Raw genomic sequence first — 24,853 nt, 5'->3', positions numbered from 1 at the left:
GGGCCGTTCCGCAGGAATTTTCTAAGTTTTTGATAGTGTTGGAGTTTTTCTGATCGTGAGGACGGGTCGAGTACGCGACCGCCGCAACCGCGCCTGGGCCAACGGCGCGGTGTCGGCATGTCTGTGTCTGAGCCTCCTCGCACCATCTCCGGCATTCTCGCAAGCATTGACGTCAGACCTGCTGGCGCCGGTTCCAGGCGGCTTCGTGTCGCCGCAGAACCTGCCGACGCGCCGGACGGCGGATGCGCCGCTCCAGCCAAATGGAACGCTGCAGACCAGCCAGCTATCGCCGGATCGCTTGCCACAGTCGATCATCACGCCGCCGGTGCCTGCTGCATCGGGCGCCGCCAGCACTGGCTTCGACGCGCTCAACCGTAAGCGCAAGCAGACCAAATATTATCCGGGTGCGAAGAAGCCGAAGCCGCCAGTGGGGCCTGGCAGCCCGCCGCCGCCGCTGGTGCCGGAAACCAGGCCATCACCGCCATCGGCCAAGGCAGCGAAGCCGCCTGTCGCGCCATCGGTTGCCGGCACGGTGGTGGGTCAGCCGCCGCGCCGGCGATTGCCGATCGATCCCGATCCTTACGCGCCGACCGGCGTGCGCGTCGGCAGCTTCCTTGTGAAGTCGGCCGTGGAGATCTATGGCGGCTACGACAACAACCCGGCGCGCTTCGTGCAGCCGAAGGGGTCGTCGTTCTACAAGGTCGCGCCAGAGCTGCTGGCCGCAACCGACTGGACGCGGCACTCGATCATCGTGGATCTGCGCGGATCCTTCACCGGCTATGAGAGGCAGTTTCCGTCAGCCCCGTTCCAGCCTTCACCGGCGCCGGAAAATGTCGACCGCGCCGAATTCAACGGCAAGATCGCCGGTCGACTCGATGTTGCCCGCGACCTGCGCGTCAACAGCGAAATGCGCATGCGCGTCGGCGCGGACAATCCGGGCAGCCCGAATATTCAGGCCGGATTGAAGGACTTTCCGCTATTCACGACGACCGGCGGTTCGCTGGGCGTTGAGAAGGATTTCAACCGTTTTACGATCAAGGTCGATGGGCTCGTCGATCGCACCGTCTACCAGGATTCAAAACTGACCGACGGCACCCAGACCAACAACAACGACCGTAATTTCAATCAGTATGGCGGCGTGGGCCGCGCCACCTATGAAGTGCTGCCGGGTCTAAAGCCGTTCGCTGAAGTCCAGGGCGATGTGCGCGTGCACGACGAGGCCAGGGACCGCTTCACCTATCTCAGGGATTCCAGCGGCGGCTACATCAAGGCCGGCACCACCTTCGAATTCACGCGTCTGCTGACCGGCGAGGCGTCGATCGGTTATGCAGCGCGCAGCTATACGGACCCGCGGCTGGAGATGCTGAAGGGCCTGTTGACCTCGGCCTCGCTGGTCTGGTCCGCTACGCCACTCACCACGGCGAAGTTCATCTCGACGACGTCGATTGACGAGACCACCGTACCTGGCGTGCCAGGGATTCTGACTCGCACCTATGCAGTCGAGGTCTCCCATGATTTTCGTCGTTGGTTGACCGCCATTGGCAAGTTTACCTACGGCACGCAGGACTATCAGGAGAGTTCACGGTTCGATCGGACCTATTCGCTGCAGGGCGATCTTGTTTACAAGCTGAACCGGGAAATCCAGCTCAAGGCGCAGGTGCGCCGGGATATCCTGGATTCCAACGTCGCAGGCGCGAGTACCGCATCGACGGTGGTTATGCTAGGCGTGAGATTGCAGCGATAGCGAACCAAGGCTAGGTCGCTCGTCTCACTTCCATTTACGTAAGAATTTGGCCGTCTTCCGGCGAAATTTTACACCCGACCCGTCCGGCAATCGCGTGGCGATGAAGCCGGCTGCGATACAGGCCTCGCGCTGCGGCATTTGCTCATCCGGCGCGCGTTCGGTTTCCCACCACGAGGCCCTTTGCGAGGCGCGCGGCAGCGCATCGTCGATGATCTCCTCGATTGCATCCATGCTCAGCACGAATTCGTCCTTGGTCTGGCTGGCCAGATAGGCGCGGAGCAGGTCGTAGTCAGGCACGGAATTGTCCTCGGTGTGATCTCATATCCGTCATACGCGCCCGCGCGATCAGGCGCTACCGTGCGGATTCGGTAAATCAGCACCGGAGTGCGTCATCCGAGCATTTTCCGCAACCGTTCGTTAACGCCGTGCGGAACCCGGGCCCGGTATTTAAGCGCTCGGCAAGCATTGGCGTGCCATCCGTCTGGTACGGAGCACATGATGAAATCGGGGAATGCGAGCACGGGAATTCAACGCTGGCCGTTATCGGCCAAGCTTCTGATTCTATCGTCGCTGGTCACGATCCTCGGCTTCTCGGCTATTTGCGGCACCGTGATGCTTGATATGCGCCGCGGCGAGGAAGCGCTGGCGCGGCAGACTGCCGAGAACCTTGCCACCTCTATCGATTCCGATATCGGCCGAACCGTCGAACAATACGATCTGTCGTTGCGCGCCGTCATTTCCGGTATCAATACGCCCGAGATCGACAAGCTCAGCAAGGAAATGCGCCAGCTGATCCTGTTCGACAACGCGGCATCGTCGCGCCAATTCGCGTCCATTCAGGTGTTCGATGCGCATGGCGATCTTATCATCGATGCGGCATCGCTAGATCCCGCCAAGCAGAGCAGTGCCGACGAAGAGTACTTCAAGGTCCACAAGTTCGATGGCGAGCGCGGGCTCTATATCAGCAAACCGATGCTGCACCGGGGTGCCTATTCCGTGGTGCTGAGCCGCCGCATCACCGACGCCGATGGCAATTTTGCCGGCGTCGTCGCGGGTGCCATCCGGTTCGCCTATTTTCATGATTTGTTCGGCCGCTTGCGGCTCAACAAGGACGACAACATCACGGTGATCCGCCGCGACGGTGTCGTCATCATGCGTACGCCGTTCGATCTCGACGTGATCGGCAGGGATCTGAGCAAGACCCCCGGCGTGATGCGGGCGCTGAACCGGTCCAACGGGTCGTATTCGGGCATCGGTGTCGTTGACCAGATCGAGCGCCTCTATGTGTGGCGCGACAGCGGTCGGCCGTTGCTCGTGATCGTCGGCCGGCCGTGGGCCGGCATCTACAATCTGTGGTATCAGCAGGCAATCAAGATCGGCGGCATCATGCTGGCGCTGATTATCTTCATCACCGCGGTGACGCTGTTCCTGGCGCGCGAAATAGGCCGCCGCGCACGCGCCGAGCACAAGCTCGAAGAACTGGCCACGACGGATGGTCTCACTGGCCTGCGCAACCGCCGCAAATTCGATGCCGCGATCGAGCTGGAGTGGCGTCGTGCCATCAGGCATTCACGGCCGATGGCGCTGCTGTTGATCGACGCCGACCATTTCAAGGTTTTCAACGACAGCTTCGGTCATCAATCCGGAGACACCGCCCTGATCGCGATCGCGAATTGCATCGCAGGAGCGGCGAAGCGCGCCGGCGACTGTGCCGCGCGCTATGGCGGGGAAGAGTTCGCCGTGCTGCTGCCCGGTGCGACCGTGCAGGATGCCTATGAGGTTGCCGAAACCATTCGGCGCCGCGTCGAGCAGGTGCCGGCGGATCCCGCGATGCTCACGGTTAGCGTCGGCGTCGCCAGCGTGAAGCCGCTGGTGACGATGGAGTGGACAGGCCTGGTCGAAGCTGCCGACAAGGCGCTCTATGCGGCGAAGGCCGCAGGCCGCAACCGGTGCGTCATCGCAGGCGATGCGCACCAGGCGATGGCGGCCTAGCGCTTATTCTCCGAGATAACGCAGCATTTCGGCACGCAGGCCTTCGCGCAGATCAGGGCGCTGCAGGCCGAAGGCGATGTTGGCGCGCAGGAAACCCGACTTCGAACCGCAATCGTGCCGTTCGCCTTCGAATTCCACACCATAGAACGACTGGCTCTTCGCAAGGCCGATCATCGCATCCGTAAGCTGGATCTCGCCGCCCGCGCCGCGCTCCTGGGTCTCCAGGATCTTGAAGATCTCCGGCTGCAGGATGTAACGGCCGGTGATCGACAGATTGGACGGAGCCGTGCCTTTCGGCGGCTTCTCGACCATGCCGTCGATGCTGAAAGCCGCCTTGTGGGTCGGGTGTCGTTCGCCGACGCCGCAGATGCCATATTGATGCGTCATGTCCATCGGGACTTCCTCGACGGCGACGAGGTTGGATTTTTCGCCAAGCGCGCTCGCGATATCGACCATCTGCTTCAGGCAGCCCGGCGAATTCAGCACCAGCTCATCCGGCAGCACCACGGCGAAGGGCTCATTGCCAACGATGTCACGGGCGCACCACACCGCATGGCCGAGACCGAGCGGCGCCTGCTGGCGGGTGAAGCTCATGGCGCCAGCGGCCGGCTGGAAGCGTGCGAGCTGCTCCATTTCGGAGGTCTTGTTGCGGCTCTTGAGTGTCTCGTCGAGCTCGAACATGCGGTCGAAGTGATCTTCGATGACGCCCTTGTTGCGGCCGGTGACGAAGATGAAATGTTCGATGCCGGCTTCGCGAGCTTCGTCGACCACATACTGGATCAGCGGCCGATCGACGATGGTCAGCATTTCCTTTGGCATCGCCTTGGTGGCGGGAAGGACGCGGGTGCCGAGGCCGGCGACCGGAAAAACGGCTTTGCGAATTTTCATCAGGGGACTTTGCAATGACCTTGGAGGGGAGCGACGCAGGCAGGCCAACGAAGATTGCGCCTGCTGGTTCCGTTTGCAACCGGGAACAAAGGCGGATGTGTGGTGCCGGGCTACGTGTCTGCAATTATCCTTTCCGGCGAGGATGCCGCATTCGCCGGCGTGGCTGAAATTGGGTAATATTAAGCGGATGGAAACCCCGACCGGGCCTCCTGTCATCCCGCAGTCATGGCCGATTCCGGCCGGCTTCTTGAGATGGATAATGATGAAATCTGCGACGAAGGTGGCGCGTGGCCTGACATACGGTGCGGCTGTGCTCTGCGTGGTTCTGCTTGCGGCTGGACGGCCCGATGCGGCGCAGGCGCAGGCCAAGAGCGGCCCTTTCAGCCTGTTTGAGAACATCTTCACGGGATCGTCCCAGACGCAGGATCCGCCGCCGCAGGCTGCGGTGCCTGGTGCGTCCGGTGCGCAGCCATGGTCTGGCGAAGACGGTGCATCCGGCCATCCGTTGATGACTGCACAGGCGATCCGTGAGGCTGCTGGTAATTTCGACAACTGCATTGCCGGACTGTGGCCTGATGCCGCACGCCGCGGCATCTCGCAGGACAGCTATCAGCGTTTCACCGCCGGCCTGACGCCTGATCTGCGAATCATGGATCTGATGGATTCGCAGCCGGAATTCACCAAGGCGATCTGGGAATATCTCGACATTCTGGTGAACGACAACCGCATGGCCAAGGGTCGTGAGGTGCTGGCGAAGTACAAGACGATCTTCGATGCGGCCGAGAAGGCTTATGGTGTCGATCGCTACATCATTGCGTCGATCTGGGGCATCGAGTCGAACTACTCGACGATGATCGGCGATCGCAGCGTTCTGCGCTCGACGGCGACGCTGGCCTGTGTCGGCCGCCGTCAGGCCTATTTCAAGGACGAGTTTCTGGTTGCGCTGGAGATCCTGCACCGTGGCGATCTGAGGCCTGAACAGATGCGCGGCTCGTGGGCCGGCGCATTCGGGCCGACGCAGTTCATGCCGACCGCATTCAAGCGCTTTGCCGTAGATGGCGATGGCGACGGCCGCCGCGACGTGGTCGACAATCCGACCGACCTGATCTTCTCGACGGCCAATAACCTGAAGAAGGATGGCTGGCAGAGCGGCCAGAGCTGGGGCTTTGAGGTCGTCGTGCCACAAGGCTTCAACTACATGCTGGCCGACAAGGCCAAGGCGATGACACTGCCGCAATGGGAGCAGCTCGGCCTCAAGCGCGCCGACAACCAGCCGTTCCCGAAGATGGCGGAGAAGGCCTACCTGCTGGCTCCCGCAGGTTCGCAGGGGCCGGGCTTCCTGATGCTGACGAATTTCCGCGTCATCATGAAATACAATCCGGCCGAGGCCTATGCGATGGCGATCGGCCACTTTGCCGACCGGCTGCGCGGCGGGCCGCCCTTCGTGCAGCCATGGCCGCGGCAGGAGCGCGTGCTCTCGCGATCCGAACGGCTCGAACTGCAGCAGCTGCTGGCGCAGCGCGGCTTCTACAAAGGGACACCGGACGGCCAGTTCGGCGGCCAGACCCGCGAAGCTCTGCGCAACTTCCAGGCCTCCATAGGCGCGCCCGCCGACGGATTCGCGTCGTCGGAGATGCTCGATCGGCTCAGGGCGAGATAAGCGTCCTGCGCAGAGGCCCATGGCGCATAACATTATACCGCAGTGCAGCATACGTGTTACGCTCGCCCCTTAGATACATTCTTTGGGGACGATCGATGTTGAACAGGCGCACGCTGCTGGCCGGATTGTCGGCAAGCCTTCTTCCATTTCAGGCGAAGGCGGCATGGCCAGAGCGGTCCATCACCCTGTTGCACGGCTTCGCGCCGGGCGGTGGCACCGATGCGACCTCGCGCGTGCTCGCCGAAGGCCTGTCGAAAATCCTCGGCCAGACGGTGGTTGTTGAAACCAAGCCCGGTGCCGGCACGACGCTCGCCGGGGCACAGCTCGCCCGCTCGGCACCTGACGGTTACACGATCTCGCTGATCACAGCGACCTATGGCGCGTCGTCGGCCTTTTACAAGAGCCTGCCTTACAAGCCGGTCGATGATCTCAAGGGCATCTGCCAGATCAGTGAAGCGCCCTACATGTTCTCCTGCAATGCAGAGGCGCCGTTCAGGAATCTCGCCGAGCTGATCGCGGCCGCAAAGAAGCAGCCAGACAAGCCGTTGACCTATGGCACGCCCGGCGTCGGCTCCGGTCCGCATCTGATCGTTGAGCAGGTCGGACAATTAGCTGGCGTGAAGTTTCAGCACATCCCGTTCCGCGGCGGCGCGCAGGCGGTGGTCGAGGTGCTGGCTGGTCGCATCGATTTCATGGTTGATCCGCCGATCTCGATGATCGAGCAGATCAAGGCGGGCAAGTTTCGCGCGCTGGCCGTCACCACGGCCGAACGCTTTCCGTCATTCCCGGATATTCCGACCGTGGCCGAAGCTGGTTTTCCCGGCTACGCCGCGCCGGGCTGGTACAGTCTCGTGGGCCCGATCGGCTTGCCTGACGACGTCGTGGCGAAGCTGAACGCCGCGACGGTCTCGCTGCTCAAGGATGAGAGCGTGAAAGAGCGGCTGCTGGCGCTCGGCAGCCAGGCGAAAGCCTCGCAGCCAAAGGAAGTCATCGACCTCCTGGCGTCTGACGTGAAACGTTGGGGAGAAGTGCTGGAGAAAGCGAAGATCGAGCGGATCTAGGAGATACGCAGGCGCGCCGTGCCGTGCGGCGCGCCGATCTTTGAACGACAAACTATTCCGCCGCCTGCTGCGCCACGGTCGGGGCGTTGCCGGCGACGGTTGCGCGGCGCATGTCGCGGGGCTGCGACTGGTCGTAGCGGCGGACACGATGCATGGTCTGGCGATTGTCCCACATCACGAGGTCATGCAGCGTCCATTTGTGGACATAGACGAATTGCGGTTGCGTGGCATGCTCGTTGAGATCGCGCAGCAGGACGCGGGCTTCGGGCACCGACATGCCCCGGATCGCGCCGGCATGCGACGACAGATACAGCGACTTGCGGCCATGTACCGGATGCGTGCGCACCAGCCGTTGCAATACCGGTTTGAACATCTCTTTCTCTTCGTCGGTGTAGTCGAGAAAGCCGAGCGCGCCGCGCGAGGTCATCAGCGAATGTTCGCAGATCATGTCCTCGATCTCGGTTTTTGTGTCGTTGTCGAGCGTATCATAAGCCGCGCGCATGTCAGCGAATTCGGTATTGCCGCCCTTCGGATTCACCACGCGTGCCGACAGCAGCGAGAATTTTGCCGGGATCGGCCGGAAGGAACTATCCGAGTGCCACAGACAGTTGCCGAGATTGAACAGATGAGTGCGGCTGTCTTTCGGCAGCGGCTTGCCGTCCTTGCCGAGATTGGATACGTCGGCGAGCCCCGATGTCAGCCGGTAGTCTTCCTTCTTGGTGACGGAACCGCCTTTTCGATTTTCGCGTTCGCCGAAATTCTGCGCGAAAGCGAGTTGTTGTTCGTCGGTGATGTCCTGCTTCGGAAATATCAGGACGGCATAATCGTCCATGCCGCGCTCGATGGCGACGGCATCGTCGTGGCTGATCGGCTTGGTCAGATCGACACCGGTCACTTCGCCGACGAACAAGGGGTGCAGTTTACGGATCGTCACGGGCATTGCAATTTCCTCCGTGTGGAATGGTTGGCCCATTCGATTGCGGCTTCCGATCATGTCGGACCGCTTGAGAAAAATGCTACGCCCGCAAGGTGCGAAGTCAACTGGCGTGAATGCAGTTACGCATTGCGTGCCATTAGGCCTCCGTCGACCGGGATCACCGCGCCAGTGATATAGGACGCAGCCGGCAGGCACAGACTCAGCGTCATATGCGCGACCTCTTCGGGATCGCCGTAGCGGCGCAACACGGTGCGGCGCTTGGCGAAGATCATCTTGTGTTCGTCGCTGATACGCTCGGTGATTCCCGTCGTGATCGGGCCGGGACAGATACAGTTCACCGTAATGCCGTCGCGGCCGAGTTCCACCGCGAGTGAACGCGTGAGGCCGGTGACGCCGGCTTTTGCTGCGGAATAGGGACTGTGCAGTGCGGTGGCGCCGAGCGCTTCGGTGGACGCGATGTTGACGATCCGCGGCGATGGTGATTTGCGCAGATGCGGCAATGCGGCGCGGATGATGCGCTGATGCGAGGTGAGCATCACGGCGATGGCGCGGTCCCATGCGGCGTCATAGCCATCCTGATCGATCGCGGTGCTCACCGAGATGCCGGCATTGTTGACGATGATGTCGAGGCTGCCGAAATGCGCAGCGACGTCGCTGACCACCGTGCGAATACGATCGGGATCGGCGACGTCGAGCGTCCAGGCATGTGCGCTGCCGCCGCATGACGTGATCGCGTCCGATGCTGCTGCAATCCCGTCCTCCGAAATATCGGTGACGGCGACATTGGCGCCTTCCGCTGCGAATACGCGTGCAGTCGCGCGGCCCATGCCGCTTGCGGCACCAGTGACGAGTACGGTGAGGCCGCGCACCGAGCGGCTGAGCTGTTTGAAATCCGACTGATCGAAATTTGACAACGCATCCTCCGAATTTTCGCACCTTCATGATGAGGCTTGATTGAAGGCTTGCACCGATCGCCTGCGCGGTCAAACATGTGCGCATAAAAATCAAGAAGGACATCAAGGGATGAACGAACTCGACTTTAGTGGTCAGCAGGTGCTCATTGTCGGCGGATCAAGCGGCATCGGCAACGGCATGGCGCAAGCCTTTCGTGCGCGGGGCGCGCATGTGCATGTCTGCGGGACGCGCGCCAAGGCCAGCGACTATTCCATCGACGAAGGCTCCGATCTAGATGGCCTCAGCTACAGCCAGCTCGATGTCGGCAGCGCGTCGGCGATCGAGGCGTTTGATCCGAAGCTCAAGCGGCTCGACATACTGATCCTCGCGCAGGGTGCGGTGATCTATCGTCGCGGGGAATTCGAGATGGATGGCTTCCGCAAGGTAATGGAAGTCAATCTGATGAGCCTGATGGGCTGCGCGACGAAGTTTCATGCGCAGTTGAAATCGAGCAGGGGGCGGCTGATCATCGTCAGTTCGACTGCGGCCTATCACGCCACCAAGGGCAATCCCTCTTACAATGCATCGAAGACCGGCGCGGTCGGTCTCACGCGCACGTTGGCGCAGGCCTGGTCGGAAGACGGCATTCGTGTCAACGGGATCGCGCCTGGCCTCGTTGACACCAAGATGACAAAGGTCACGACGGCCAATCCGAAGCGGCTGGAAGGTGCAATTGCGCGGATCCCGCTGCAGCGTCTCGGCACGCCCGCCGATATGGCCGGCGCTGCATTGTTCCTGGCGTCGCCGCTGTCATCCTATGTTTGCGGTCACACACTGGTCGTCGATGGCGGTTTGATCCTTTAAAATCATCGCATCCGCACCGTGACGGAACCAGTATGGGGTTCAGGCATTACACCGGCGAGAATTTCCTCACGGAGTAATCGACATGGACAAGGACCGTATTGCAGGTGCAGCCAAGGATGCCGCTGGCAAGGTTGAAGGTGTGATTGGCCGCGCGACGGGTGACGAGCGGACGGAAGCGTCGGGTCGCGCGCGCGAAGCCTCTGGCACCGTGCAGAACCTGTACGGCCAGGCCAAGGATGCCGTGCGCGATGCGTCGGACGCTGCCACCAGCTACGCCAAGGATGCGCTCGACAGCGATGTCTATCGTGACGGCACGCAGGCGATCAGCGACAAGGTCCGCGAGAATCCGCTGGGCTCGTTGTTGATCGCAGGTGGTATCGGTTTTGCGCTGGCGATGTTGATGACGCGCCCGCCACGCCGTCGTCCGAACCGTTTCGGCTACTGATCGCGTATTGCGACTGACATCAACGATGCCGCAGAAGCGTCAGCAGTCATGTTCGAGAAAACGTCAGGGACATGAAAATCCCTCAGCCCGCAAAGGCTGAGGGATTTTTTGACTCTGAAATTTCGTGTCGGAATTTTTCGCGCTCTAGCGCGTGAAGAAACCGGAGGGGGCGGAAGCGGCGGGGCCGATATTGGCCGGCGGGCGCGGTCCGGGTGCCTGGGCCGGGCGGGGGCGCTGCGGCACCAGCTGGACGGGCGCGCGGCGCGGCTCGTCGAACCCGAAGAAGCTACCGAAGGACGAAGGCGTTTCGGTAGCGACGACGGGCTTCGGCTTTTTCTTCGGTGCAGTCGGCGGTGCCATCACCGGGACGACGCCATCCGATCCGGTCGCGGCAGCGGTGCTGCTCGTACCCGATGGGCCTGGGGTTACTGCAGCGACGGGAACATCGCCCTTGGCCTGTTCGCGGCCGATCTCGCGGCGTGGCCAGGCGAAGTCATCGGCACGCCCGGCGGGCGCGGCGAGCGGCTCGCCTTTCACCAGCACCCGCGCCACCAGCGCATCCACGTTCACCGGCTTCACGCCGGGCGCGCCCAGCAGCTGATCGGTGCCGACGGAGGAGGCGACCAGGGGCACGATGGGACCTGCCAGCGGACGCGGTGCCGGCGCGCCGGGCACGGCATTGAGGTCCGGCGTCGCAGGCTCGCTCGGTAGCGCGATCGGCGCGGAGCGGCCGGACAGCAGGCGGGTAATCTCGCGCTCGACGTAATGCGCCATCTTGCGGGCGCCGGCCTTGGTGAAATAGACGCCGTCGGCCGAGCGCAGCCGGCGGATCTGGCCTTCAAAATCCGGGCCCTGTTGCAGGAAGCGGCCGACTTCATCGACGAAGCCATCCCAGATGTCGACATAAGTGATGCCGGCCTTGGTCGCAGCCTCGCGATAGAGATTGTCGAGATAGAGCATGTCGGCGGTCGCCTTGGTGCCGCGTACCGCTGGCAGGCCGACCCACAGCACCGGCACGCCCTTCGCCTTCACGACGTTGATCATCTCCTCGATCTTCTTCGAGTAGAGGTCGCCCCAGCGTTCGTCGCGGAAATCGACCATGCCGCCGGTGCGCGCGCCGCGCTCGGCGACGATCGAACCGGGATCGGGAATATCCGCATCGTCGGCTTCGGGCTCGACCGGTTTGTCGCCGGGCTTCACCTCGGCCGCGCTGTCCTTCTTCTCATCCTTTTTGGCGCCCTTCTTCTCGGCAGCCTTGTCGGGCTCGCGGATCGCGACGCGGTCATTGAGGCCGAGCATGACGACAATGGCATCGGGCTTCTCGGTGGCCAGAATGCCCTTGGCTGCCGCGGCCCAGTCGGCGGGCTCGCCCTTCGGTTGATAGCGCAGCAGGCCGGAGACGGTTTTGTGCTTGCGGATCACGCCCATGTCGGGCTGTTCGGCATAGGCGTCCTCGAGGCCGTAAGCGAGCCAGTCGGCCATGCTGTCGCCGAGCACCAGCACGTTGCGTTCGGCGGGGGCATCACGTTTTTCCGGCGATGGCGCGCGCGAATAGTCCTCGCGCGGAGCGACCCGCTTAGGCGCCTGTTGTTGCTGGAACGGCGCAAAAAACGGACTGTCATTGCCACCGCCGAACCAGCCGAAGCCGCCACCGCCGCCCTGCGGCACATTGCGCTGCGGACGCGGGGGAGGTTGCTGCGGACCGCCGAAACCGAAGAATTGCGCCGACGCGGGAGCGACGATGCCAATCAAGAGGCCCAATGCCACGGCGAGCACCATCAGCGTGCCCTTTTCGGCACGCCAGTGGTCGATCCGCCATCTCGGCAAGTTGGGCTTCTGTGACATGCGCCTTGACCGCAATCGCAGGGTCCGCTGACCCGGGTTCCCGCTCGACATACTACCGGATTCGGGCCGCAAGCGGGCAGCCTCAATCCCGCCATCAAGCGCCGCACGGCGTTAACGTCAAGCAAATCCCGTAACTTTTCGCGGCAGGGTTAGCGCCGTCGGGCCTGGACTACTTCCAGAGGCCCAAAGACTGCCATTTCGCGGGCGGAATGACCGTCCCCGTCTTGTAGGTGAAATCCAGCACGGTCTTGTGGTCCGGCGTTGCCTTGCAGGTGAAGGCGACCTGCATCCATTTGCCGCCCGCGCGATAGGCACCGCCCTTGGCGATCAGCGTGTTGCCGAGATGCTGCGGCGGCACCAGCGCGTCTGATTTCGCGCGCTCGACGCGTGGCCCGCCCTTGCTGATCCGGCGCATCGCCTCGAAGTCACAGACCTGCTCCAGTCGGGTTTTGGGATCGAGCTTGCCAAGGGCCGCCATGAAGCGGGCATCGCTGGCATGGGCCTGCGGGATGAGCGCCACGAGGCCGAGCGGAAGAAGCAGGAATTTCATGCGGGAAGGGACAACACGTTTGAAAGGACGAACCGGCGGGACGACATCCGCTTAGCGTGTCCGGAGGTTGCTGACTACCCACCCTGAGATGCGCCGCGCGCCTGGTCGCGTGGGGCGAGTCTTTGTACTGCTTTGGATGGCGTCATGTTCCGGATGACGCGCACGCGCCGTCTGTCCCGCGCTTTTGCGCAAGTTGGCCTTCCGGTGGCCCCCCCTGCGAGATGAGGGGGATGAAGCGCCGAAAGGCGCAACTTTGTAGTTCGTGGCGCGTCCCGTCGGCTGCCTGCGACAGCGACCTTCGGTGCGCGCACGCCTTTCGGCGCTCCATCGCGGCTTTTCTGTTCCCGGGGCCGTGCTTCCGGGTACTGGGCAGGACTAATGAAAGCCCTCCGTTCCGGACGAGCTTTCGCCCGCCTTCACCCGCACCGCGTCCAGCCACTGAAGGCAGAGCCCCGTAGTGGGCCCGGACGGCTACCCAAGACCTCCCGAGTCCGTGCTTGCGAGGCACGTCCGCGGGCGCCGCACCCTGTCCCACCTCCAAAGACGCCCTCGAGAAGCGCCCCTCGTTGGACAGGGTTGAGGGAATATAAGCCTAATTATCTAAGTTGTCAAACTACACGCTAACTAATTGGCTCGATGCGCAGAAGGTGAATATGCTGTCGTTCTGTTAGCTGAGGAGCTGTAGGTGCCTGAAGTAGTTTACGTACTAATCAACGAGGCTATGCCCGGCCTCATAAAGATAGGACGAACTAGTAACGATCTGGCGGGAAGAATACGAGGCTTATACTCAACAGGTGTGCCTTTGCCATTCGAGTTATTCTACGCCTGCGAAGTCAACAACGGATTGTTTGTGGAAAGCCATCTCCACGAAGCTTTTGGCGATCATCGCGTCAGTAAGGGGCGAGAATTTTTCCGACTTGCTCCGGAACGTGCTAGAGCGGCGCTAACGCTGGCAGCAATCAAAGAAGTAAAGCTAGGGGATGAGATCTTCGAGACCAACGAGATCAAGGCCGAAGTTGAAGCAGCAAAGCGAAGAGGCCGTTTCCGTCTTTCAATGATCGGAGTTCCTGTCGGCTCTGAGCTTCAGCTTTTCAAGGATCCAAAGATCATCTGCACAACGGTCGATGAGAACAACAAGGTGAATTATCTTGGCGATGTAACGTCGCTCTCGGATGCTGCTCAACAAGCTCATCTGGCTATCGGGGATGACTGGCCCTCAGTATCTGGGCCGTGGGCTTGGGCCCATCATGGGAAGCGCCTGGACGATTTGCGTCGTGAAATTGAAGACCAATCCGACTGATACGTGAGCTTTACTTCACTGGCGAGTGAGCTGGTTCTCATCCCTTCCTCCCGCGCGGCAAAGCCGCGCGCAGTGGGGAGGGCGACCGGCCACTTGGCCGGTCGGGTGTGGTCTTGCAGCAAAGCGAGAACAGTGTGGTCAATTCGTTCGCGCGCTCCGTTAGGAAGACCCGACGCCGCAGGAAGCGAAGCTGTGGATCAAACTGCGTGAGTTGAAGCCGCTTGGCTTTCACTTCCGGCGGCAGGCGCCAATCAAGCATGTCATCGACGCAGCGCATCGGGATGAAGTATGGGATGCGTTCTTGCGCGGCGAGGGATCTCGCGCGATGCGATTATGGAATTTCGAGGTGGATCGGAATTTGCCGGGGGTGATGGAAACGGTGGTGACCGCATTGGGCACCCCAACCCGACCGGCCTGATGGCCGGCCACCCTCCTCACTGCGCGGCTTCGCCGCTTGGGGGAGGGAAAAGCAAGAAGCCTCGACGCTTGCGCATCGAGGCTTCTTTCAATTCCAACGACTGCCCGCCGCCCTTTACCTCGGCAGCGTCGTCGTTCCCATCAACGCCTGATCGATGGCACGTGCACACAGGCGTCCTTCGCGGATCGCCCAGACCACCAGGGACTGGCCGCGGCGCATGTCGCCTGCGGAGTACACCTTGGGCAGCGAGGTCGAGAAGTCGGTGGTCGCGGCGCGGACGTTGCCACGCTGGTCGAGTTCGACGCCGAGGGTCTTCAGCATGCCTTCGTGGACCGGATGGACGAAGCCCATGGCCAGCAGCACGAGGTCGGCCTTGAGCGCAAACTCTGTGCCGGGGATCGGCTTGAACTTGTCGTCGACGCGGACGCAATTGAGCTGCGTCACCTTGCCGTCCTTGCCCTCGAAGCTCTGGGTCAGCACGGCGAATTCGCGCTCGGCGCCTTCGGCCTGGCTCGACGAGGTCCGCATCTTCAGCGGCCAGTTCGGCCAGGTGAGGCCCTTGTTCTCGTGCTCGGGCGGGGCCGGCATGATTTCGAGCTGGGTCACCGACAGCGCGCCCTGACGCAGGCTCGTGCCGATGCAGTCTGAGCCGGTGTCGCCGCCGCCGATGACGACGACATGCTTGCCGCCGGCCAGGATGTCCTTGACGTCGCCGAGGGGCTCGTTGCCGACCCGGCGGTTCTGTTGCGGCAGGAAATCCATCGCGAAATGGATGCCGTCGAATTCGCGGCCCGGGATCGGCAGATCGCGACCATGCTCGGCGCCGCCGGTCAGCGCGATGGCTTCATATTCCTTGAGCAGTTCGGCGGGATCGATCGCGCCGGGCGAGGTGCCGCCGACAGCCTTGCCGTAGTGGAAGGTGACGCCTTCGCCCTCCATCTGCGCGACGCGCCGATCGATGACGTGCTTCTCCATCTTGAAGTCGGGAATGCCGTAACGCATCAACCCGCCGGCCTTGGCGAACTTCTCATAGACATGAACGTCGTGTCCGGCGCGCGCGAGCTGCTGCGCGCAGGCCATGCCGGCCGGGCCGGCGCCGATCACGGCGACCTTGCGGCCAGTTTTCACGGCGGAGACCTGCGGCTTCAGCCAGCCATTGTCCCATGCCTTGTCGACGATGGCGCATTCGATGGTCTTGATGGTGACCGGATTGTTATCGATGTTCAGCGTGCAGGAGGCTTCGCACGGCGCCGGGCAGATGCGGCCGGTGAATTCCGGGAAGTTGTTGGTGGAGTGCAGGTTGCGCGAGGCTTCTTCCCAGTTGCCGGTATAGACGAGGTCGTTCCAGTCCGGGATCTGGTTGTTGACCGGGCAGCCGGGTGTGCCGGGCTGAACCGAACCGGTGCCGTGGCAATAGGGAATGCCGCAATTCATGCAGCGCGAGGCCTGATCGCGGAGGTCTTTCTCGCTCAGCGGAATGACGAACTCGTTATAGCCCTTCAGGCGCTCGGCAACCGGCGCATACTTGCGGTCGTGACGATCGATTTCCAGAAAACCCGTGATCTTGCCCATTACAACTGACGCCTCTGCAGTCTGTCCCATCGTCATCCCGAGCGTTACGCATTGGCGCGCCTCGAAGGATGATTTGCTTGTTTCGATCTCAGTTCCGCCGCCCCTCGGGGCGGCGGCTCAGTCCGTATCCTACGCGCCGATCGCGATCGCCGGTTCGGCCTCGGCGCTTTTCGCTTTCATTTCGCGCAGCGCACGGCGGTACTCGACCGGCATGACCTTGCGGAATTTCGGCAGCCAGGTTTTCCAGTCCGCGAGGATCATCGCGGCCTTGGCCGAGCCGGCATATTTGGCGTGGCGCGAGATCAGCACGTGCAGGCGCTCGACGTCGCTATCGAGCAGGTCCGCGAACACGTCGACCTTGCCATGGGCTTCGAGATCGCCTGTGTGGTGATAGGTGTTCTCGGCCACCATCTCCTCGGAGAGGACGGGTTCGAGCTCGACCATCGCCATGTTGCAGAGCTTGTCGAAATCACCGGTCTCGTCGAGCACATAGGCGATGCCGCCGGACATGCCGGCCGCGAAGTTACGGCCGGTCTTGCCCAGCACCACGACAATGCCGCCGGTCATGTATTCGCAGCAGTGGTCGCCGGCACCTTCGACGACAGCCACAGCACCGGAGTTACGCACGGCGAAACGCTCGCCGGCGACGCCGCGGAAGTAGCACTCGCCTTCGATGGCGCCATACATCACGGTGTTGCCGACGATGATGGACTCCTCCGGCACAATTGCGGAGTGAGCCGGCGGACGGACGATGATCTTGCCGCCCGAGAGGCCCTTGCCGACATAGTCGTTGCCTTCGCCTTCGAGATCGAAGGTGATGCCCTTGCACAGCCAGGCGCCGAAGGCCTGACCGGCAGTGCCCTTCAACGACACCTTGATGGTGTCCTCGGGCAATCCGGCATGGCCGTAGATCTTGGCGACCGCGCCGGCCAGCATGGCGCCGGCCGAACGGTTGGTGCTGTTGATCTTCGACTCGAACTTCACCGGCGCGCCGCGGTCGAGCGCGGGCTGGGCCTGCCTGATCAGATCGCGATCGAGCACGGCTTCGAGATGATGGTCCTGATCCTCGGTGTGATAGATCTTCTGGCCGGGCAGTTCGGGCTGGCGCACGAACAGCTTGGAGAAGTCGAGGCCCTTGGCCTTCCAGTGCGAGACGAGCGCGGTTTGGTCAAGCATCTGCACCTGGCCGACCATCTCGTCGAAGGTACGGTAGCCGAGCTGGGCCATGATCTCGCGGACTTCCTCGGCGACGAAGAAGAAGTAGTTGATCACATGCTCGGGCTGGCCGGTGAAGCGCTTGCGCAGCACCGGGTCCTGCGTCGCAACGCCGACCGGGCAGGTGTTGAGATGACACTTGCGCATCATGATGCAGCCCGCGGCGATCAAGGGCGCGGTGGCGAAGCCGAATTCGTCGGCGCCGAGCAGTGCGCCGATGACGACGTCACGGCCGGTGCGGAAGCCGCCATCGACCTGGACGACGATGCGCGAGCGCAGGCGTTCACGCACGAGGGTCTGATGGGTTTCGGCAAGGCCGATTTCCCACGGCGAACCCGCATGCTTGATCGAGGTCAGCGGCGACGCGCCGGTGCCGCCTTCGAAGCCGGCAATGGTCACATGATCTGCACGCGCCTTGGCGACGCCCGCGGCAACCGTGCCGACGCCGATTTCCGACACCAGCTTCACTGAGACCTGGCCCGTCGGATTGACGTTCTTCAGGTCGTAGATGAGCTGCGCGATGTCTTCGATCGAATAGATGTCGTGATGCGGCGGCGGCGAAATGAGACCGACGCCCGGGGTCGAGTGGCGCACGGCGGCGATCGTCGCGTCGACCTTGTGGCCTGGCAACTGGCCGCCTTCGCCGGGCTTTGCACCCTGCGCCATCTTGATCTGCATCATGTCGGAATTGACGAGATATTCCGTGGTGACGCCGAAACGTCCTGACGCGACCTGCTTGATGGCCGAGCGCATCGAGTCGCCATTCGGCATTGGCTTGTAGCGATCTGACTCCTCGCCGCCTTCACCGGTGTTCGACTTGCCGCCGATCCGGTTCATGGCGATGGCCAGCGTCGTATGCGCCTCGCGCGAGATCGAGCCGTAGGACATGGCGCCGGTGGCGAAACGCTTGACGATCTCGGCTGCGGATTCGACCTCCGCGAGCGGCACCGGCTTACGCTTCTCGTCTTCGGCGCTCTTGATCTTGAACAGTCCGCGCAGCGTCAGCAAACGCTCGGACTGCTCGTTGAGAATCTTCGCGAAGGCGCGGTAGCGATCCTGAGAATTGCCGCGGACGGCATGCTGCAGCAGCGATACCGACTCGGCGTTCCACGCATGGTCTTCACCGCGGCTGCGATAGGCGTATTCGCCGCCGACATCGAGGGCCGTCTTGTAGATCTGGATCTCGCCGAACGCCTCGTTGTGGCGACGCACGGTTTCCTCGGCGATTTCGGCAAGGCCGACGCCTTCGATCTTGGTGTGGGTGCCCGTGAAGTACTTGGTGACAAATTCCTGACGCAGGCCGACAGCATCGAAAATCTGCGCGCCGCAATAGGACTGGTAGGTCGAGATGCCCATCTTCGACATGACCTTGAGCAGGCCCTTGCCGATCGACTTGATGAAGCGCTTGACGATCTCATAGTCGTCGAGCTGCACCGGCAGCTTGTCCTTCATCGCGATGATGGATTCGAACGCCAGATACGGGTTGATCGCTTCGGCGCCATAGCCGGCGAGGCAGGCGAAGTGATGCACTTCGCGCGGTTCGCCGGATTCAACGACCAGGCCGACCGAGGTCCGCAGACCCGTGCGGATCAGGTGGTGATGCACCGAGGCGCAGGCGAGCAGCGACGGAATCGGAATGCGATCCGAGCCGGCCATGCGGTCGGACAGGATGATGATGTTGACGCCTTCACGCACCGCGGCTTCGGCCCGGGCGCAGAGTTCGTCGAGCACCTGCTCCATGCCCGCCGCGCCGAAACCGGCATGGAAGGTGGTGTCGAGGGTGCGCGAGACGAAGTGCGACTCGGCGACGTCGGTGATCGAGCGGATCTTTTCGAGATCCTGGTCGGTCAGGATCGGCTGACGTACTTCGAGGCGCTTGGTAGTGGCGACGCCCTGCAGGTCGAACAGGTTCGGCCGCGGCCCGATGATCGAGACGAGGCTCATCACGAGCTCTTCACGGATCGGATCGATCGGCGGGTTGGTGACCTGCGCGAAGTTCTGCTTGAAATAGGTGAACAGCGGCTTCGGCTTACTCGACAGCGCCGAGATCGGCGTATCGGTGCCCATGGAGCCCGACGCTTCCTCGCCCTGCGACGCCATCGGCGTCAGCAGGATGGTGACGTCTTCCTGGGTGTAGCCGAAGGCCTGCTGACGATCGAGTAGCGGCAGGTTGGAGCGCTGGCCCTTGGCCGGCGCGTCCGGAAGTTCTTCCAGAACGATCTGGGTGTGTTCGAGCCACTCGCTATAGGGATGGCTTGCGGCCAGCGATGCCTTGATCTCGTCGTCAGGGATGAGACGGCCCTGTTCGAGGTCGACCAGCAACATCTTGCCGGGCTGCAGGCGCCACTTGGTAACGATGTCTTCTTCCGGAATCGCCAACACGCCCATCTCGGACGCCATGACGATGCGGTCGTCCTTGGTGACGAGATAGCGTGCGGGGCGCAGACCGTTACGGTCGAGCGTCGCGCCGATCTGGCGACCATCGGTGAAAGCGAGGGCGGCAGGGCCGTCCCACGGTTCCATCATCGCGGCGTGATATTCGTAGAACGCGCGGCGCTGCTCATCCATCAGGGGATTGCCGGCCCAGGCTTCCGGAATCATCATCATCACGGCGTGGGGCAGCGAGTAGCCACCCTGCACCAGGAATTCGAGCGCGTTGTCGAAGCAGGCGGTGTCCGACTGGCCTTCATAGGAGATCGGCCACAGACGGCTGATGTCCTTGCCATAGAGTTCGGACTCGATGGACGCCTGACGCGCCGCCATCCAGTTAACGTTGCCGCGCAGCGTGTTGATTTCGCCGTTATGCGCGACCATGCGGTAGGGATGCGCCAGCGACCAGGTCGGGAAGGTGTTGGTCGAGAAGCGCTGGTGCACCAGCGCCAGCGCGGACTCAAAATCGTCCTCGTGCAGGTCGGCATAGTAGCTGCCGAGTTGGTCGGCGAGGAACATGCCCTTGTAGATGATCGTGCGGCACGACATCGAGCACGGATAGTACCCGGCAAGGCCGCGCTCGCGGCGCTGATAGATCGCCTGCGAGATCGACTTGCGGAGAATGTAGAGGCGGCGCTCGAATTCATCCTCGTTGGCGATCTTCGCTTTGCCGATGCCGATGAAGACCTGCATGTTGGCAGGCTCGGTCGGCTTCACGCTTTCGCCGAGCGAGGTGTTGTCGGTCGGCACGCTGCGCCAGCCGAGCAGAACCAAGCCTTCCGCCTTGATCTGGTCGGCGATGATGCCCTTGATGACCTGACGCCAGGCGGTGTCGCGCGGCATGAACAGCGCGCCGATGGCGTATTTGCCAGGCTCCGGCAGGCTGAAGCCGAGTTCCGCCGTCTTGCGAACGAAGAACTTGTGCGGGATCTGCACCAGAATACCGGCGCCGTCGCCAAAGCGCGGATCTGCGCCGGTGGCGCCGCGGTGCTCGAGGTTGCAGAGGATGTTGATCGCGTCAGACACGATCTGATGCGACTTGCGGCCCTTGATGTTGGCAATGAAGCCGACGCCACAGGCGTCCTTTTCCTGCGACGGGTCGTAGAGGCCCAACGCCGGCGGACGGTAGGTATGGAGTTCCGGTTTGATGGCGGTGTCTTTCACGTGAGCCGATTTGATAGCCGGGGCCGCCGAATGCGTGCCGGTTTCGATCAATTGGCGCTCGTGCTCTGATCCGCTCATCTTCGTCCTCTCAACCCCCCGTCGGGGTTCTGCCACCCTTGTCGGCGCACCTTTGACGCTCGCGGAACCCGTTCGGGCTACCGCTCGCGCGCCTTGCGAGCCTCGTTTTCAGAATTCAGACTGGTGGTGCCCATCGTCCCCGGCGGCCACCCCATATCTCGCCTTAAAGGCATTTCGTCTCAGCAGGCGTGTTTTTTAGTCGCTACGCCTGCTTATGTTGCAAACCCTGTGCCGGATTTGCCACCAAAAATTGCGACAGTGATGCTGTCCTAACCAGGACTTTGCCAAATTTTTATCTAGCACACAAGCGCGCTTGAGTCCGCCATCGCATAGCAGCAACGCATGCCAAATTGTCCATGCCTCGAAGACACATTCAGGCGGGTGGTGCCGTGATCCGGCCCAAGCCCGGCCCAAGGACTGCCGGATTCAGCGATGAGGTTGCGCAGCTCGTTAACGCCTGTGGCGGCGGTGCTGGCCAGGCGAGCGAAGCGTGAGGTTCAGGGAACTGAACACACTCCGGGCGCGGGGGCGTCGAAGGAGCATGCAATGAAGGTACTTGTGGGATGTCTGGCCTCGGCCGGTCTGTTGCTGGCGAGTGGCGCTGCACAGGCGCAGGCGCTGCCGCCGATGCGCGGCGATGTTGCCGCTGTGGCGCGGGTATCCGATGTCGGCGGTCCCTATGCGGCCATGCCGCCGGCGGAATATGCTGAGCCGCGCCCCTATGGCGTCTTGCGCCGCAGCTATGATCTGGCGGTGCTGCCGCTGCGGGAGGTCTATTCGATTCTGCGCGAGGCCGGCTTCTCCGCCCTCGGCATGCCGCAGCAGCGCGGTCTCGTCTACACGGTTTCGGCGATTGATCTCGACGGCGAGGACGGCCGGCTGGTGATTGATGCGCGCACCGGACGGATCCTGCGCTTCATTCCGGCCTATCGCATGGGCGACCGGATGGGCGAGGAAATCGACGCGCGCTACGGCCCGCAAGGCGCCGTGCCGACCCTGCCGCAATATCGCCGTCCGCCGTTTACAGCCGGGACGGCAACACCCGCACCGAAAGTCGCGAGCCGCGCAACGACAGTGCCGTTGCCGAAGCGGCCGCCGGTGCGCGCGGTTGCGGCACCGGCCAAGCCTGTCGCTCCGGCCGAGACCAAGCCGGTCGCAGTCACGCCACCTGAAACGCCGCCGGCCGCAGCGCCGGTGCAGCAATCGGCCGTAACTGAACAGAAGCCCGCCGAGACGAAGGCGCCGGAGACGACGGGGACTGCTCCAACAACACCGGCGGCGCCCGAGAAGAAGGATGCTGCCGCACCGACGGTCGCTCCGCCGGCAACAGAAGCAAAGCCTTCGACGCCGCCCGCTGCAGAAACGCCGCCGCCTGCGCAGGGGTTGGAATAGTCCGGGAGAGCCGCTGACGGTATCTCTCCCTCCAGCACTTTGCTTGGGGGATCAAGAAAAACGCCCCGGATGGCTCCGGGGCGTTTCGTTCTACAGCTACACTTATTTCACACTACAAAGTCGCGGTTACGCGGCGACTTTCTCGGCCGAGCCGTCGACCACCTGCGGTGCGCTTACGGTGCCGGTGGAAATCGGAATGCTGCGCGGTTTCTTGGCTTCCGGAATCTCGCGGACGAGGTCCACATGAAGCAGGCCGTTCTCAAGCGAGGCGTTCTTCACCTGGACGAAATCGGCAAGCTGGAAGGCGCGTTCGAAGGCACGGGCGGCGATGCCGCGATAGAGTACTTCGGACTTGCTGCCATTCTCGTTGGCAGCCTTCTCGCCCTTGATCGTCAGCGTGTTTTCCTTCGCGACGATGGAGAGCTCGTTCTGCGCAAAGCCGGAAACGGCAACGCTGATACGATATTCGTTCTCGCCGGTGCGCTCGATATTATAGGGCGGATAGCCCGGCGCTGCATCGCCTGTGGCCTGATCGAGCAGGTTGAACAGGCGGTCAAAGCCGACGGTGGAACGATAAAACGGGGTGAGATCATAGCTACGCATAGGATAGTCCTCCATTGAGCGACTGTTGCAATAACCCGCCCGCCACAGGGCCGGGCTTTCGTGTCATGCAGCCTAGAGAGGCCTGCATGAAGCTGATATGGGAGGGGGCTGGCGGCTCGCAAGGGGGGCCGAAAGATTCGCGCCGACCTGTCTCCTGCCCTTGAAATCCCGCGTTTTTCGCCTAGCCGGTCCCCTGCCATGACGCTCGTCTCGATTCCCGCCAATCCCGTTCCCGAGGGCGCCGTGTCCGGCACCATCAAGACCCCGGACGGGGTCGAACTGCGTTTTGCGCGCTGGGCGCCGACGGGCGGGCGCAAAGGCACGGTCTGCGTCTTCGCCGGGCGCGGCGAATATATCGAGAAGTATTTCGAGACCGTGCGCGACCTGCGTGACCGCGGCTTTGGCGTGGCGATGATCGACTGGCGCGGGCAGGGCCATTCGTCGCGGCAGTTGCGCGATGGCCGCAAGGGATACGTGCGCAACTTCTCCGATTTCGAGATCGACGTCGAAACTTTCGTGCAGCAGGTGGTGATGCCGGATTGTCCGCCGCCCTATTTCGCGCTGGCGCATTCGATGGGGGGCGCTGTGATGCTGCGTGTGGCGCATTCCGGCAAGCGCTGGTTCGATCGCATGGTGCTGTCGGCGCCGATGATCGATCTGCCGGGCCGCTCGACCTCGCTGCCGGCGCGGTTGTTGTTGCGCGTCATGCGCTGGACCGGGCAGGGCGGCAACTACATTCCCGGCGGCAATGGCGAACTGGTCGGGACCTCGTCATTCCCCAACAACAAGCTGACCAGCGATCCCGTGCGCTATGCCCGCAACGCAGCGATCCTCGAAGAAGATCCGACGCTGGGCATCGGTTCGCCGACGGTGGCCTGGGCCGATACCGCGATCCGCGGAATGCACGGCTTTCGCGAGGCCAACTATCCCGTGAAGATCCGTCAGCCGATCCTGATGCTGGCCGCCAGCAACGACCAGGTGGTGTCGACGCCGGCCATCGAGGAATTCGCCTATCACCTGCGCGCCGGTTCGCATCTGGTGATCGCCGGCTCGCGCCACGAAATCCTGCAGGAGCAGGACCGCTATCGCCAGCAATTCTGGGCGGCCTTCGATGCCTTCGTGCCGGGCACACCGCTGTTCAAGTAACGGACACATCCTATGCTTGGTATTCACGGCCTCTGGCTCTTTATCCTCTCCGGCATCCTGCTCAACATCACGCCGGGACCCGACACCGCCTATATTGTCGGCCGCAGCGTGCAGATGGGCTGGCGCGGCGGGGTCGCGGCGGCGCTGGGGATCAGTGCGGGATGCCTGGTCCATGTGTTCGCTGCGGCGGTCGGATTGTCGGCGCTGCTGGCGGCCTCATCCTATGCCTTCACCGCAGTGAAATGGATCGGCGCGGCCTATCTGCTTTACACCGGCGTGCAGATGCTGCGCTCGCGCGCATCGACAGCTACGACGAACGACGCCGCGGAAAAGCCGCTGCTGTCGCTCCGGCAAGTATTCTGGCAGGGCGCCTTCACGAACGCGCTCAACCCGAAGGTTGCGCTGTTCTTTCTCGCCTTCCTGCCGCAATTCGTCGACGTGGATGCGCCCAGCAAAGCATTGGCCTTCATCGTACTCGGGCTGATCTTCATCAGCACAGGCACGATCTGGGGGCTCGGCACGGCCATTGTCGCAGCCAAGGCCGCCAGCCGCGTCCGGCAATCCGGTCAGGCGATGGTCTGGGTCAACCGCGCGCTCGGTGGCGTCTTCATCTATCTCGGCATTCGCGTGGCAATGCTCGAAACACGTTAAGCGG

General features: G+C 62.7%; 20 protein-coding genes. 11 read left to right on the top strand and 9 right to left on the bottom strand.

What is annotated here, in order from left to right; genetic code table 11:
• The first annotated feature begins 55 nt into the window (after positions 1-55).
• The gene (locus tag AB8A27_RS21235) at positions 56-1,744 is read left to right on the top strand and encodes an outer membrane beta-barrel protein (protein WP_441243614.1); all 1,689 of its coding nucleotides are present in this window, start codon (positions 56-58) and stop codon (positions 1,742-1,744) included.
• A 24-nt stretch (positions 1,745-1,768) separates the two neighbouring features.
• Here AB8A27_RS21235 and AB8A27_RS21230 read toward each other — a convergent pair whose 3' ends face one another.
• Entirely contained in the window at positions 1,769-2,041 is a 273-nt protein-coding gene (locus AB8A27_RS21230) for a hypothetical protein (RefSeq protein WP_092145914.1), read from the bottom strand.
• 198 nt (positions 2,042-2,239) lie between these two features.
• On the opposite strand from AB8A27_RS21230, the gene AB8A27_RS21225 reads away from it, so the two are divergent.
• The gene (locus tag AB8A27_RS21225; RefSeq protein ID WP_441243613.1) at positions 2,240-3,736 is read left to right on the top strand and encodes a sensor domain-containing diguanylate cyclase; all 1,497 of its coding nucleotides are present in this window, start codon (positions 2,240-2,242) and stop codon (positions 3,734-3,736) included.
• Positions 3,737-3,739: 3 nt separating this feature from the next.
• Here the strand turns inward: AB8A27_RS21225 and galU are convergent, their stop codons facing one another.
• The gene (gene galU, locus AB8A27_RS21220) at positions 3,740-4,624 is read right to left on the bottom strand and encodes a UTP--glucose-1-phosphate uridylyltransferase GalU (RefSeq protein ID WP_115032961.1); all 885 of its coding nucleotides are present in this window, start codon (positions 4,622-4,624) and stop codon (positions 3,740-3,742) included.
• A gap of 262 nt (positions 4,625-4,886) precedes the next feature.
• On the opposite strand from galU, the gene AB8A27_RS21215 reads away from it, so the two are divergent.
• Positions 4,887-6,284: a lytic murein transglycosylase gene (locus AB8A27_RS21215; protein WP_441244976.1), complete on the top strand. Its 1,398-nt coding sequence runs from the start codon at positions 4,887-4,889 to the stop codon at positions 6,282-6,284.
• Positions 6,285-6,379: 95 nt separating this feature from the next.
• Positions 6,380-7,345, top strand: a complete 966-nt coding sequence (locus AB8A27_RS21210; protein WP_441243612.1) for a Bug family tripartite tricarboxylate transporter substrate binding protein — start codon at positions 6,380-6,382, stop codon at positions 7,343-7,345.
• Between the two features lie 52 nt (positions 7,346-7,397).
• Here the strand turns inward: AB8A27_RS21210 and AB8A27_RS21205 are convergent, their stop codons facing one another.
• Positions 7,398-8,285, bottom strand: a complete 888-nt coding sequence (locus AB8A27_RS21205; protein ID WP_441243611.1) for a TauD/TfdA dioxygenase family protein — start codon at positions 8,283-8,285, stop codon at positions 7,398-7,400.
• A gap of 116 nt (positions 8,286-8,401) precedes the next feature.
• The gene (locus AB8A27_RS21200) at positions 8,402-9,196 is read right to left on the bottom strand and encodes an SDR family NAD(P)-dependent oxidoreductase (RefSeq protein WP_441243610.1); all 795 of its coding nucleotides are present in this window, start codon (positions 9,194-9,196) and stop codon (positions 8,402-8,404) included.
• A 109-nt stretch (positions 9,197-9,305) separates the two neighbouring features.
• Here AB8A27_RS21200 and AB8A27_RS21195 point away from each other — a divergent pair, with 109 nt between their 5' ends.
• Positions 9,306-10,040, top strand: a complete 735-nt coding sequence (locus tag AB8A27_RS21195; RefSeq protein WP_441243609.1) for an SDR family NAD(P)-dependent oxidoreductase — start codon at positions 9,306-9,308, stop codon at positions 10,038-10,040.
• Between the two features lie 82 nt (positions 10,041-10,122).
• Entirely contained in the window at positions 10,123-10,485 is a 363-nt protein-coding gene (locus AB8A27_RS21190; RefSeq protein WP_441243608.1) for a CsbD family protein, read from the top strand.
• Positions 10,486-10,629: 144 nt separating this feature from the next.
• Here the strand turns inward: AB8A27_RS21190 and AB8A27_RS21185 are convergent, their stop codons facing one another.
• Together AB8A27_RS21185 and AB8A27_RS21180 are read right to left on the bottom strand one after the other, a co-directional pair.
• On the bottom strand, positions 10,630-12,330 hold the full coding sequence (locus tag AB8A27_RS21185) for an SGNH/GDSL hydrolase family protein (protein ID WP_441243607.1): 1,701 nt from the start codon (positions 12,328-12,330) through the stop codon (positions 10,630-10,632).
• 169 nt (positions 12,331-12,499) lie between these two features.
• Positions 12,500-12,880 carry a DUF930 domain-containing protein gene (locus tag AB8A27_RS21180; protein WP_441243606.1) on the bottom strand — a complete coding sequence of 127 codons (381 nt, stop codon included), beginning with the start codon at positions 12,878-12,880 and terminating at the stop codon, positions 12,500-12,502.
• 685 nt (positions 12,881-13,565) lie between these two features.
• Here AB8A27_RS21180 and AB8A27_RS21175 point away from each other — a divergent pair.
• Both AB8A27_RS21175 and AB8A27_RS21170 read left to right on the top strand, forming a co-directional pair.
• Positions 13,566-14,180 (top strand): GIY-YIG nuclease family protein, encoded by a 615-nt coding sequence (locus AB8A27_RS21175; protein ID WP_441243605.1) that lies wholly within the window; start codon positions 13,566-13,568, stop codon positions 14,178-14,180.
• Between the two features lie 211 nt (positions 14,181-14,391).
• Positions 14,392-14,598: a hypothetical protein gene (locus AB8A27_RS21170; RefSeq protein ID WP_441243604.1), complete on the top strand. Its 207-nt coding sequence runs from the start codon at positions 14,392-14,394 to the stop codon at positions 14,596-14,598.
• Between the two features lie 114 nt (positions 14,599-14,712).
• Here the strand turns inward: AB8A27_RS21170 and AB8A27_RS21165 are convergent, their stop codons facing one another.
• Together AB8A27_RS21165 and gltB are read right to left on the bottom strand one after the other, a co-directional pair.
• Positions 14,713-16,170, bottom strand: a complete 1,458-nt coding sequence (locus AB8A27_RS21165) for a glutamate synthase subunit beta (protein ID WP_441244975.1) — start codon at positions 16,168-16,170, stop codon at positions 14,713-14,715.
• A gap of 129 nt (positions 16,171-16,299) precedes the next feature.
• Entirely contained in the window at positions 16,300-21,057 is a 4,758-nt protein-coding gene (gene gltB / locus AB8A27_RS21160; protein ID WP_441243603.1) for a glutamate synthase large subunit, read from the bottom strand.
• A gap of 546 nt (positions 21,058-21,603) precedes the next feature.
• Between gltB and AB8A27_RS21155 the strand changes: the two genes are divergently transcribed.
• Positions 21,604-22,449, top strand: a complete 846-nt coding sequence (locus AB8A27_RS21155; protein ID WP_441243602.1) for a hypothetical protein — start codon at positions 21,604-21,606, stop codon at positions 22,447-22,449.
• Positions 22,450-22,575: 126 nt separating this feature from the next.
• Here the strand turns inward: AB8A27_RS21155 and AB8A27_RS21150 are convergent, their stop codons facing one another.
• The gene (locus AB8A27_RS21150) at positions 22,576-23,052 is read right to left on the bottom strand and encodes an Hsp20 family protein (protein ID WP_441243601.1); all 477 of its coding nucleotides are present in this window, start codon (positions 23,050-23,052) and stop codon (positions 22,576-22,578) included.
• Between the two features lie 198 nt (positions 23,053-23,250).
• Here AB8A27_RS21150 and AB8A27_RS21145 point away from each other — a divergent pair, with 198 nt between their 5' ends.
• Both AB8A27_RS21145 and AB8A27_RS21140 read left to right on the top strand, forming a co-directional pair.
• A complete protein-coding gene (locus tag AB8A27_RS21145) occupies positions 23,251-24,198 on the top strand; it encodes an alpha/beta fold hydrolase (RefSeq protein ID WP_441243600.1) in 948 nt (315 codons plus the stop codon).
• 12 nt (positions 24,199-24,210) lie between these two features.
• A complete protein-coding gene (locus AB8A27_RS21140) occupies positions 24,211-24,849 on the top strand; it encodes a LysE family translocator (RefSeq protein WP_441243599.1) in 639 nt (212 codons plus the stop codon).
• Positions 24,850-24,853: the final 4 nt, after the last annotated feature.

It is taken from the genome of Tardiphaga sp. 768_D3_N2_1, assembly GCF_052076105.1.
GTDB lineage: Bacteria > Pseudomonadota > Alphaproteobacteria > Rhizobiales > Xanthobacteraceae > Tardiphaga.
Note: the sequence above shows the minus strand (reverse complement) of the source record. Positions and strands in the feature narration are given on the sequence as shown.